Source organism: Paraglaciecola sp. (genome assembly GCF_051252315.1).
In the GTDB taxonomy this organism is placed as follows: Bacteria; Pseudomonadota; Gammaproteobacteria; order Enterobacterales; family Alteromonadaceae; genus Paraglaciecola.
The window spans coordinates 15,515-28,062 of sequence record NZ_JBPOFP010000063.1; the positions used below are offsets into that span (position 1 = coordinate 15,515).

General features: G+C 38.7%; 11 protein-coding genes. 5 read left to right on the plus strand and 6 right to left on the minus strand.

The features are described 5' to 3' along the window. Positions 1-135 precede the first annotated feature (135 nt). The 3 genes from ACSHXM_RS13250 to ACSHXM_RS13260 all read left to right on the plus strand — a co-directional run bounded on the left by ACSHXM_RS13250 (position 136) and on the right by ACSHXM_RS13260 (position 4,387). Positions 136-1,152 (plus strand): GGDEF domain-containing protein, encoded by a 1,017-nt coding sequence (locus ACSHXM_RS13250; protein WP_435689241.1) that lies wholly within the window; start codon positions 136-138, stop codon positions 1,150-1,152. A gap of 159 nt (positions 1,153-1,311) precedes the next feature. Beyond that, on the plus strand, positions 1,312-3,402 hold the full coding sequence (gene fusA, locus ACSHXM_RS13255) for an elongation factor G (protein WP_435689242.1): 2,091 nt from the start codon (positions 1,312-1,314) through the stop codon (positions 3,400-3,402). A 211-nt stretch (positions 3,403-3,613) separates the two neighbouring features. Continuing rightward, positions 3,614-4,387 (plus strand): FKBP-type peptidyl-prolyl cis-trans isomerase, encoded by a 774-nt coding sequence (locus ACSHXM_RS13260; protein ID WP_435689243.1) that lies wholly within the window; start codon positions 3,614-3,616, stop codon positions 4,385-4,387. Between the two features lie 81 nt (positions 4,388-4,468). On the opposite strand, the gene ACSHXM_RS13265 is transcribed toward ACSHXM_RS13260, so the two are convergent. The 4 genes from ACSHXM_RS13265 to ACSHXM_RS13280 all read right to left on the minus strand — a co-directional run bounded on the left by ACSHXM_RS13265 (position 4,469) and on the right by ACSHXM_RS13280 (position 8,084). Beyond that, complete coding sequence (locus ACSHXM_RS13265; RefSeq protein ID WP_435689244.1) at positions 4,469-5,422, minus strand: DM13 domain-containing protein; 954 nt, start codon at positions 5,420-5,422, stop codon at positions 4,469-4,471. An 84-nt stretch (positions 5,423-5,506) separates the two neighbouring features. Beyond that, positions 5,507-6,319 (minus strand): peptidylprolyl isomerase, encoded by an 813-nt coding sequence (locus tag ACSHXM_RS13270; protein ID WP_435689245.1) that lies wholly within the window; start codon positions 6,317-6,319, stop codon positions 5,507-5,509. A 123-nt stretch (positions 6,320-6,442) separates the two neighbouring features. Then, the gene (locus tag ACSHXM_RS13275; protein WP_435689246.1) at positions 6,443-7,495 is read right to left on the minus strand and encodes an aldo/keto reductase; all 1,053 of its coding nucleotides are present in this window, start codon (positions 7,493-7,495) and stop codon (positions 6,443-6,445) included. A gap of 106 nt (positions 7,496-7,601) precedes the next feature. Beyond that, complete coding sequence (locus ACSHXM_RS13280; RefSeq protein WP_435689247.1) at positions 7,602-8,084, minus strand: hypothetical protein; 483 nt, start codon at positions 8,082-8,084, stop codon at positions 7,602-7,604. Between the two features lie 161 nt (positions 8,085-8,245). Between ACSHXM_RS13280 and ACSHXM_RS13285 the strand changes: the two genes are divergently transcribed. Next, on the plus strand, positions 8,246-9,787 hold the full coding sequence (locus tag ACSHXM_RS13285; RefSeq protein WP_435689248.1) for an FG-GAP-like repeat-containing protein: 1,542 nt from the start codon (positions 8,246-8,248) through the stop codon (positions 9,785-9,787). A gap of 64 nt (positions 9,788-9,851) precedes the next feature. On the opposite strand, the gene ACSHXM_RS13290 is transcribed toward ACSHXM_RS13285, so the two are convergent. Further along, positions 9,852-10,397: a hypothetical protein gene (locus ACSHXM_RS13290; RefSeq protein ID WP_435689249.1), complete on the minus strand. Its 546-nt coding sequence runs from the start codon at positions 10,395-10,397 to the stop codon at positions 9,852-9,854. Positions 10,398-10,647: 250 nt separating this feature from the next. On the opposite strand from ACSHXM_RS13290, the gene ACSHXM_RS13295 reads away from it, so the two are divergent. Continuing rightward, the gene (locus tag ACSHXM_RS13295) at positions 10,648-12,054 is read left to right on the plus strand and encodes a winged helix-turn-helix domain-containing protein (protein WP_435689250.1); all 1,407 of its coding nucleotides are present in this window, start codon (positions 10,648-10,650) and stop codon (positions 12,052-12,054) included. 392 nt (positions 12,055-12,446) lie between these two features. Here the strand turns inward: ACSHXM_RS13295 and ACSHXM_RS13300 are convergent. Further along, positions 12,447-12,548: hypothetical protein (locus tag ACSHXM_RS13300; protein ID WP_435688003.1), on the minus strand; the 102-nt coding region annotated here is incomplete at its 5' end.

Below are 12,548 nucleotides of genomic sequence, written 5' to 3' on the forward strand. Positions count from 1 at the left end.
AACATATTAGAATTGCTAACCACAAATTACAATTAGGCTTACACAATCTATACAAATATATAGAATTTGAAATCGACTATAAGTAATTTTATTGTGTACACTAAAATAAGCACATCAACAAAATAGAGAATGGATATGGCAGATAACAATATCGAAGCTTCATTTGCGACGCTGAAACAAACGATACCTTTATTACTCAAACATAAAGTCTCTGCTGTACCGACAAACTACGCGCTTTGGTATACCTATGTGTCAAATGAATCGCCGGAATTAACCAGCGCAGTAGACAACTTAATCGAAAACAAAGTGCAAGTTTCCGAAATAAAATCTAAAGAGTTATACCGCAGTTATCTGGCAGAAAAAGAAGAAGTTTCAGCCTGGGAATTACGACAGTCTGTAGAAGCCATGTTAATCCAGCTATCTCAGTCTTTACAGGATACACGTTCCGACACCAGCACATTTAAACAGACGATGGACAATTGTGTAGATGACCTAGCTAAAGTAGAAAAAGAAGGGTTATCTATAGAAGAAGTCATGGCTTTAGTACGAAACCTAGTCAAAGATACCCAAAACATTCGGCGCAGCGCTATTAGCTTTAACTCTGCATTGAGTGACGCACATAAAGAAATAGAGGCGTTGCGAGGCCAACTAGAAAAAAGTCAACAAGATGCGCTCTACGACGCATTAACAGGGTTATGTAATAGACGATATTTTGATGAAGAATTAGCCACACAATCTCTGCAACCTGGTTTATGTTTGATCATTGTTGATTTAGATTATTTCAAAAAAATTAACGATGAATATGGCCATGTCATGGGGGATTTGGTGCTTAAGGCTACGGCCAAAAAACTTCAGTCTACATGCAGAGATGGCGCTCAGGCATTTCGATTTGGTGGCGAAGAGTTTGCAATCATAGTGCCTAACTCTAAATTTGCTACAGCCAGAAGCATCGCTGAAACCATGCGTAAAGCGATTGAAAAAATAGGCGTAAAAGATAAACGTAGCGGTGAGATCCTTGGCGACATTTCTGCATCCATGGGGGTGGCAGAATTACACAAAGGAATGAATCCTTTGGCTTTAATTGAAGAAGCAGATAAACAATTATATAAAGCCAAAAACTTAGGCCGCAATCGAGTCATGCCAATGGCATAAAAATAATCGAACTTTATTGGGTGCTTCAAAGCCCTTTAATTACGCTATTTTTGGCAAATTTAATAAATTATTGATTTTTAATGTAAAAGAAAGTCGGCATCGAGTCGATTTTTCTTGTATAATCCCGCGCAATTTTTACTCACACTGAAGTTGAACCGAATGACTGATTTATCTAAATACAGAAATATTGGTATTTTTGCCCACGTAGACGCGGGTAAAACTACTACCACAGAAAGAATCCTAAAATTAACTGGCCAGATCCATAAAACTGGTGAAGTACATGACGGCGAATCTACTACCGATTTCATGGAACAAGAAGCTGAGCGCGGAATTACTATTCAATCTGCTGCCGTAACTTGTTTTTGGGACGACCACAGATTTAACGTAATCGACACTCCTGGGCACGTTGACTTCACAGTTGAAGTATATCGTTCTCTTAAAGTGTTAGACGGCGGTGTTGGTGTATTCTGCGGATCTGGTGGTGTTGAACCTCAATCAGAAACTAACTGGCGTTATGCGAATGACTCAGAAGTTGCACGTATTATCTTCGTAAACAAATTAGACCGTATGGGTGCTGATTTTTACCGTGTTGTTCAACAAACTAAAGACGTACTAGCGGCTAACCCATTAGTAATGGTGTTACCAATCGGTATAGAAGACGAGTTTGTAGGTGTTGTTGACCTTCTTACACGCAAAGCATGGGTGTGGGATGATACTGGTCTTCCAGAAAACTACAAAATCGAAGATGTTCCTGCGGACATGGTTGATAAAGTTGAAGAGTACCGTGAACAGTTAATCGAAACTGCTGTTGAGCAAGACGATGACCTAATGATGGCTTACATGGAAGGTGAAGAGCCTTCAATTGAAGACATCAAACGTTGTATCCGTAAAGGTACACGTACTATGGACTTCTTCCCAACTTACTGTGGTTCTGCATTCAAAAACAAAGGTGTTCAACTTATTCTTGACGCTGTTGTTGATTACTTACCTTCACCTACAGAAGTTGACCCTCAACCTCTTACAGATGAAGAAGGTGAACCTACTGGTAAACATGCACTTGTTTCTGCAGACGAAACATTCAAAGCATTAGCCTTTAAAATTACTGATGACAGATTCGGTGCATTAACCTTCGTTCGTATCTACTCTGGTACATTGAAGAAAGGCGACACGATTTTAAATGCTGCTACAGGTAAAACTGAGCGTATTGGTCGTATGTGTGAAATGCAAGCTGATGACCGTAATGAATTAAGCAGCGCGCAAGCGGGCGACATCATCGCGATCGTAGGTATGAAGAGTAATGTTCAAACAGGTCACACTTTATGTGATCCTAAAGATCCAATCATCCTAGAAGCTATGGTATTCCCAGAGCCAGTAATCTCTATCTCTGTTAAGCCTAAAGATAAAGGCTCAACTGAAAAAATGGGTATTGCTATCGGTAAGATGGTTGCTGAAGATCCAACTTTCCGCGTTGAGACAGATGAAGATTCTGGTGAAACTATTCTTTCTGGAATGGGTGAACTTCACCTAGATATCAAAGTAGATATCTTGAAGCGTACTTACGGCGTTGAATTAGAAGTAGGTCAACCTCAAGTTGCTTACCGTGAAACTATCACGCAAGAAGTTGAAGATTCTTATACTCATAAGAAACAATCTGGTGGTTCTGGTCAGTTTGGTAAAATCGACTACCGTATCAAACCAGGCGAAGCAAATACTGGCTTCACGTTCAAATCAACAGTTGTTGGTGGTAACGTACCTAAAGAATTCTTCCCTGCTATCGAGAAAGGCTTTAAAGGCATGATGGATACAGGTGTTCTAGCTGGCTTCCCAGTATTAGACGTTGAAGTTGAATTATTCGACGGTGGATTCCACGCAGTTGATTCATCTGCTGTTGCATTTGAAATCGCCGCTAAAGGTGCTTTCCGTCAATCAATTCCTAAGGCTGGTCCTCAGTTAATTGAACCTATCATGAAAGTTGACGTATTTACGCCAGACGATCACGTAGGTGACGTTATTGGTGACTTGAACCGTCGTCGCGGCATGATCAAAGATCAAGAAGCGGGCGCAACAGGTGTTCGTGTTAAAGCTGACGTTCCACTTTCAGAAATGTTTGGTTATATCGGAAGCCTACGTACTATGACTTCAGGTCGTGGTCAATTCTCAATGGAATTCTCACATTACAGCCCATGTCCAAATGCTGTATCTGAGAAAGTTATTGCAGAAGTTAAAGAGCGTAACGCTGCTAAAAAATAAAACCTTTTAGTTAAAAGAAGATTTTATTAAAAAGCCCTGTTAATGAAAATTAACAGGGCTTTTTTGTTTATATCTCACAATTAACACTTGAATATTGACACTTGTAACCACATTGTATCTCTAATGTTATTTAATCTTATCTTTACCAAGCTTAACCTTTAGCCAATTTAGATATACCGATAAACCTTCCTCGGAAATTTTAGGAAAACCAATGAAATTAAAATCAATTGCCCTTTTAACGGCATCTTCTTTATTTCTTGCTGCTTGCGGCGGTGAAAAAGCAACAACTGACGCTAACACAGACAAAGCAACTGAGGCGACAGCCGAAACGACTGAAACGGCTACAGAAACTAAGGCCGATCCAGCATTAGCATCTTTAGAACAAAAGCTAAGTTATATCGTAGGAACTAACCTTGCCGGTCAATTTAAACGTGACGACATTAGTTTAGATATTAACGCATTCAAAATGGCGATTGACGATGTAAAAGCGGGAACAGATTCTCGTTTAACTCAAGAAGAAATTCAAACTGCCATCCAAACTATGCAACAAGCAGCACAAGCTAAACAACAAGCAGCTCAAGCTGAAACAAGCGCTAAAAACATTGCTGAAGGTAAAGCCTACCTAGAAGCCAATGCTAAAAAAGAAGGCGTTGTAGTCACTGAAAGTGGCTTACAGTATAAAGAATTAGTTGCAGGTGAAGGTAAAGAATCTGCTACGGCCGAGTCAACCGTAGTGGTTCATTATACAGGTTCATTAATTGACGGAACTGTGTTTGACAGCTCTGTTAAACGTGGCCAACCATTTGAAACACTTCCAACCAATGTGATTCCTGGCTGGACTGAGGCACTACAGTTGATGCAAGTTGGCGACAAATTTGAGCTAACGATCCCTTCTGATATTGCTTACGGTAAAAGAGGCAGCGGCCCTACAATTGGTCCAGATGCTGTTCTAGTATTTGAAGTAGAATTACTCGAAATTAAATAATTTCAAATGACTATTTTAAAAAGCCCCGTTTCTGAATAGAAATGGGGCTTTTTTATCCAAAGTTGGATCACGTAATAAAAATTAAGGTGCGGCTAAAACTAGGCTGCCAAAATCAACGGTAAACTCTACACACCAAACACTAATACTATCAAAGTCATCCATAGACAAAGTGTTAGGTAAACGCAGCACAATTGTTTCATCTTTATAAGCTCTACCGTCTATTCTGTCACTAAGGGCCAACGCTTTATCTCCGCTAAAATTTAAATTATTTCCTGAATAAAACCGAACGTTAGGCGCCTGCCCGTCAAAGTTGAACATAGTTATTTCAATGGTACACCCATCAATCACCTTGGCCATTCCAGAAACATCATGTGCAAAATTAGAAAACGTCCCTGTGTACCCAATTTTGTTGGTTTCAACATCACAAGAACGTGTATTTTGCATATTGCCAAGAGTAAGGTTTAAATGCTCAGTTGCACTTTGAGCGTTGATTAAACTGGTATAAACAGCCCCTGAATTAGCCACTATATCCATCACTTGTGAGTCAAAGTCTGCAGAAGCAAAGTCAACACTGACACCGGTTGCTTGATTATGGGCGTCATCAGTAATAGTGATACCATTTCCTGCTACACCATCAGAATCCAATGTTTGTAATAAACGCGCCATATTGATAACGCGTAAATCCGCTACGTCCGTTACGCCAAATACATCTAGCGGGCTCAAAGTGGCCTTAGCATTGGTTTCTGGAAAAGAAACATCACCAATAGAAAACCTAACCTTTTCACCTTGAATATAAGAAAATGTGCCTTCTTCGTCGGTAGTTCCTGATTGTGTCTGTGTAGAATAATTTAATCCCTGCACGGCAGAGTCAATAAAAATACCTGTTAATACTTCAGGTTCAGGTGTTGGCTCGGGAGAAGGTTCTGGTGTAGTTTGAGGGTTCTGCGTAATTGGGGGAGTAGTAGAACCACCACCGCCACAAGCGCTAATAAACGAAACGGTAATTAGCGCAAAAGAAATGTTTCTTATATTCATAATAAAATACCCATACTGATTTACATCAAGTATGGGTATTATCAGAGGTTAAATCCTCACGAAAGTATCACAATTGCAAAATTTTTATTTCACAAAGCGTCTAAACAAACCTGCGCCAGCTAAAAGCAATAACCAAGCAAAAGAGCCACCGCCAGAACCTGAATCAGAGCTTCCCCCTCCATTGCTACCACCAGAAGTCGGATTAATCAGGGTATTAGCGGCCGGAGTTAAATCAGGGTTAGTCACAACGGCTGGATCAGTCACAACAATGTCAGAAATAATAACTAAATTATTATCGGTAATATCAGCACTCGCATCGGCATCCGCTTGAGTGTAATTGCGAATAGGTACATTAGTAAAAGCTCCGCCAAAACTGATTTGAGTTTGTGCTGCAATATCATCTACGATTTGCATTCCATCACCAATCACTTGACCAAAAACAGTGAAACCACCATTTTGTACATCTAAATTACTACTGTTATTGGCTAAATTGAAAAACCACTGCGAAGTAGCACTATTTGCATCACTGCCGAGTTTAGCCATAGCAATCGTACCGCGTAAATTAGATAATTTTGGTTCATTTTGCACTGCTGTACCCGTAGGCACATTATCTAGAGAAAAACCATTGGTCGCCTTAATCGCGCCTGTATAAGTAAATCCGCCACTTTGCACCACAAACCCATCTACAGAGCGGTGCACAACATTGTTTACATATGCACCTGAATTCACGTATTGAAGAAAGTTTTCAACGGTTTTAGGAGTAGCTTCGTCAAATAAATTAATTTGAATATTACCCAAGGATGTTTGCACTTCAACAACCGTTGCTTGAGAGAAAAATGAAGAAGCAATCAATAAGACTGCACTGGTAATTTTAGTAGTATTTTTTATTTTAAACATAAGCTCATATTTTTAGTTAGTGATTTTATTTTTAGCCGCAATAACGGCTAGTAAATTCGTGAGGAAGATTTTAAATCAACCTTCCTCAAAGTTTTGCATCAATTTGTAACTGGACTTTTTAAATCAGAAAGGTACCGGATATTCAGAAAAAATCTGTTGAATATCTGTCAACACTTCAGTTGTTAATGGCTTATCAAAGGCAGCTATATTTTCTTTAAGTTGATCTAAAGTTGTAGCACCAATAATCGTAGAAGTGACACCGTCTACTTGATCACACCAAGCTAACGCTAAATGTGCCGGAGACATATTATGATCCGCCGCAAGTTCCACGTAACGTGCCGTGGCTGCATGAGCATTAGGCGTGTCTCTAAATAGGCCATTTCTTTGAATTAATGTCCAACGACTTCCTTCAGGCCTTTTCCCTCCTGCATATTTACCGCTTAGTAAGCCTGTAGCTAAAGGAGACCAAGGTAAATACGCTATATCTTCATGTACACAGTTTTCTATTAAATAAGGCCAATCTTTAGCATGCAACAAACTAAATTCGTTTTGAATAGACACCATTTTAGGCAAATCGTTCTGCTGGCTTAATTTTAAATATGTATTTATGCCCCAGGGTGTATCATCCGACAAACCACAATAACGAATTTTTCCTGCTTTAACACAAAGCTCTAAAGCCTGAAGTATCTCCAGCATTTCATTTTCTTCAGCTTCTGCATTAACCTTGCTAAACGAGACTTGACCGGGCCAATGTTTAGCAAAATGTGGCGATGTGCGATTTGGCCAATGCAGCTGGTACAAATCTATATAATCAGTTTGTAACCGCTTTAACGAACCATCAACGGCTTCAATAATCGATTGACCTGAAATAGCACTACCACCACGAATATAAGGTAGCCCTCCACCAGCAATTTTTGTGGCGAGTACAATATCTTTGCGTTGATTTTGATGTTCAGCAATCCAATTACCAATAATCGTTTCTGTTGCTCCATATGTGTCTGGAGAAGGAGGCACTGCGTACATTTCAGCAGTATCAATAAAATTTACACCTTGCGCCAAAGCGTAATCAATTTGTTGATTGGCATCTTCTTGGTTATTTTGTAATCCCCAAGTCATACTCCCAAGACAAACACGCGAAACTTTTTCGCCACTACTGCCTAAAACACTATATTCCATACTTAAACCTCCTAAGAATTATGTTTCAATGTAAGTTGTTCGATACAAATAGAACCGATTACTTTTCGTATACTTACAGATAATTTCAATCCAACAGTCTTGTATATCACAGCAGATCCCAATTCCAGTCAAATAAAGGTAACCCTATATTCTTGATAAGATTGAGGTAATCATTCTTGTGCATAGCTGTAGCCACCGTTTTGAACTGAGCTCTTGCCTTAATTGCTTTTGTGGTTAATAAATCAAACCTAAGTTCAGCTTGTACAGAAAAATCAGTATCACGAATTTTATCTAACTTGCGACTAGCATCATAATAATCAATCACATAACCAACCAACTTATTTTGAACAATGAGTAACTTCTTACTTAATAAGAACCGACAAACTTGATGCTGTGCAATCAATTCGGAAAAATCATAATCACTAAATATGCCAACTTCATCAGCCAAAGTCACTGCGTGTTTGTGATACTGTGATAACAAGCTCAAATAAGGTTTAGTCACTTGGTTAGATTTAAAATACGCCAATTCATCAACTAAATCTTGAGCAAGCATATCTAAAGCAATAAGTTGTCGATGGATGGCAGACATTTACAAATTATATTGATATAAAAAAATGAATGATACAGTGCTTATACACAGATACAAAACTCAGCTAGAAGAACGATTAACCCAATGTTAAAGTAATAAGCATTCATGGAAGCACCTTTCAACGTGTTCTTACGACAATAATTTTAATAAGCTAGGCCTAGATGTTTAACTTCACTTTATTTGGCTTCATTTTTTTTGCGTTACTCCTTTGCCTGCCAAAATCCGTTCAAGCTCAAGAAAGCAAACCTAAAACCATTAAACAAATCATTGAATTAACTAATCAATATTGTGGGGCTTGCCATGCTCCACCTGCCCCGCAATTATTACCTAAAAGAAGCTGGCCTCATATTATTCAAACTATGGCTGAAATGGCCGAAGAAAATTTCGGTAAACCCTTTATTTCTGAAGAGCACACCCGAGATATAACCGCCTATTATTACGGCACTAGCCCTGCAGAATTACCTAAATTACCTTACCATTCATCAAAACTAAAAAACCGACAGTTTAAATCAACAAGTTTGAAGTCTCACTCGTTACTGCCAATGATCACACATATCAAAGCGGCGAATTTACACAATACCAATCACTCTGAATTTATTATTAGTGATATTGAAGCAAACAAGATCTCCATATTAAATTTGCAAAAAGATAGTTATGTTGAAAATGTAATCGCCGACATCAAAACCCCCACACACACCTCTGTGATTGATTACGATCAAGATGGGAAAAAAGACATTATCGTTGCTTCTTTAGGCTTATTTTTCACCCCTCAAGGAAAAAGGCAAGGAAAAGTCACCTTATTAAAGCAACTTGAAAATGGTGAGTTTAAAAAAGAAGTTCTGTTGGAAAATGTCGGCCGAGTAACAGAAGCAAAAGCGTTAGATATTGACGGGGATGGTGATTTAGATGTTGCCATTGCAATTTTTGGCGCAGACGTACCAGGGGAATTAGCTTGGCTTGAAAACAAAGGCCAAGGCAAACATGTTAAACACACTTTAATGAAAGCCACTGGCGCTTTGAATATATCTCCCATAGACCTAAACAATGACGGGTTAATAGACTTCGTTAGTTTAATCACGCAACAACATGAACTCGTTGCAGGTTTAATCAATAAAGGTGATGGCACATTTAAGAAAGTACGCCTATTCCAAGCTAACCATCCACTTGTTGGGTTTACCAGTTTAAAACTCGTCGATCTCGACGGAGATAAAGATCTAGATTTACTCATGACAAACGGAGATGCCAATGATTTGCAGCTAGATCCCAAGCCCTATCATGGTATTCAATGGCTCGAAAATAAAGGGAACCTCACGTTTGAATATCGAGATATAGGCCGTTTTTACGGCGCTGTATCTTCAGCAGTAGGCGATTTAGATAAAGATGGAGACCTAGACATTGTAGTCAGTAGCTGGAATAACTACTGGGAAGACCCCAATAGACACAGTGTTATTTGGTACGAAAACGATGGCAAACAAAATTTCACTCGGCACAACGTGCCTGACACTCCAAAGAGTGTAACCGGGCTGACGCTTGCTGACGTGACTCAAAACGGATATCTAGACATAATTGTCGGCTCATTTCGTATGGACTTACTCAAGCAACAATATGATGCTGAGAACAACAATCTCAAAAATCATCTAAAAAACACCAAAAACTTAACCCGAATCACAGTTATGGAAAACCTAAAAGCAATGGTAGATTAATCGACTTCGTTAGCATATTTGAAACCATTGCTTTGCTATTTTGTTTACATTGAACCACAAAAAGTTATTTCAATTGCGGTTTCAGCCAAGAAACAACGTCTTTACTCAAATCAACTAAGCACCTTTTCGCCTCTTCACACACTAAAATATTTTCGTTATTTAACACGACTCTATCGGTAGGCAACATCAGTTTATCCTGTGCAGCACTGACACAAGTATGCTTAGCGGTTTGAAGATCTTCGCCCAGTAGCAGTCCAGCGGTGATCTGAATTTTAGGTAAGTTAAAATTCTTGGAGTTACCATAATTTATATTTTTTCTTAAGGTTAGTTGCTCGATATCTATCAACAGTACTGGCGTTACCCCATTTTGTATTTTTTCTTTTGTTTCAACTGATTCCATTTGAAGCCCAGCCCTTTTACTCTCTTTAATCAATAAATCAACTAAGTTCGTATCTACGTTGCAAGGATATGCTGGTTGTTGATATTTAAAACCTTCAACGTTAAACCCAATATTTTTATTAACATAAATATTTGAATTAAGCGCACTGGCATTTATGTTGGCCGAATGAACACTTAAGCTTAATAAGGCTATACCTATTAATTTTTTCATTAAAAACTCCAATCGATAATAGTTTTGTTATTTTGTTTGCTGCGATAAGACTGTATATCTATTTCTTTTTTTTTAGCTGAGGTTCACAGGATATTAGGCTTACTTTTCGCTTACCACAAATAATAACCATAAATTACAACAACTTACAAAAACAACTTTGTTAATGGAATGTTGTATAGTTTATCCTATTTCTGGCAATATACCCTGAAGCAGTGGGAGCACATGAAAATGTTAATTAAGGAACGTAGCTGTGACCGAGGGTGAAAAAAATGAAGACTTTATGGTGGGGAGCATTAATGTATCGCCTCAACATAACCTAATAAAAAAAGGTGAAAATTCCTGTAAATTACAGCCTAAAGCTATGGCTGTTTTTCACTATTTATTTAAAAACAAAACTCGAGTAATAAATAATGAAGAACTATTAGAGCATGTTTGGCATGGACGCGTAGTGACAAACAGCTCAATTCAAAAGTGCGTAAATGCTTTAAGGGTTGCTTTTGCTGAACTCGATGGGAGCCATGAATATATAGCCTATTTCTCTAAACAAGGTTATCAGCTAATCACTCCCGCGAGTATAAAAGCAACCTCTCCTAAAAATAACACTTATTATTGGCTAATAGCTTTAATTGCAATTATCACGCTATCAGTAGCTTATTTTAGTTACCTTACATTTTCAAAAACTAAACCAGGAAAACCCAACCTAGAAAACACCATCTTATTTTCTCAGGTTAGTCCTTATATTTCTAACACAGGTCATGAAATACTTATTGAGCCTCATGCCGAAAGTGCGCGTGTAGCTCTAATCCGTAATAAAAAAACACCAGCAGATAGCCGACTCTTGATTCACGGTATCGATGGCGATGAATGGGAAGTATTTGTAGCAAGAGGCAATTTTAATCTACTCGCTTGGTCCATAAGCGGTCGTAATCTTGTTGCTACAGACTTCCATATAGAAAACCAGAATTCACTAAGCTCCAACGACCAACGGAAGCAAAAAGCCTACACAACATTTCATATTTTTACACTGGACTTTAAAGGCAACAAAGTCATTGAAAAAAATACTTTTAGCCATTGGCTAGGTGAGGTTAGCAGTGTTTCGTGGTGGGATGAAAATACCATTGAATTTACTGCTTCTCGAGTTGGTCAACATCAAGTAACACGATATCGATACTCAATTGCAGATCAAAAATTGACTCAGCTTAGCTCCCCCAACGATCTGGGTGTATTAGTGAGCTCACACATATTTAATAAAAAAACAGCGGTACTATCTTTAATAGATTCAAAACCACATATTCAATTTCTAGACAAAAATCAGCACCGACTATCAAAATGGCCATTACCTTTTAACGTTAATTCACTAAGCTGGAATTCAGACGGTTTAGGTGTTTTGTTATTGTCTAACGAAAATAAGCTATCAATGCTTTATACAACAGGTGCCTTACATAAAGTAAATTATTCTCCCCAAATACAAGGTTCGGTGAACTATGTCAGATCCAAAAATGAGGGGAAAGATATCGTAATAACCGTTACATCGCCCACTAACAACAATTCATCGGAAACTGAGAACACCAGCAATCCTTCTTCTTCGCACTCACCAAACAGGTTCATGGAAAATGGTGGGGGGTATATTTACCACTCTAAACAAAGTAATTTTTAATCATTAACTAGATTAAGAAGGGTTGTTCTGTAATTAGGTGGATTTAGCTACTAAGTATTAATGCAATCGAAAGGCGCTGGATATATGCCACCAGGAAGCCTATCTCTCTGCCCATGTTGTTTTCAGGCAATAAAAAAGGCCACCTAAGTGACCTTTCTTGAATCAATAACTAAATATTAGTCAAGAATTTTAGCAACAACGCCCCCACCAACAGGCCACGTTATTCCAGGCATCCTGCCTTTCACCCCTTCGGGGCCAGCCTTCGGCTGTTCTCTTTTGTTCCAGACAAAAGAGTCACGGAGATATCCGCTTGAGGCTATACAGTAAGAGCAGGTGTTTTTCAGGTACAAAAAAGGCCGCACAAATGCAGCCTTCTTAACGCAAGTTTTAGACTAGTCTAAAATCTTAGCAACAACACCCGCACCTACTGTACGGCCACCTTCACGGATTGCGAAGCGTAAACCTTCGTCCATCGCGATTGGGTTGATAAGTTC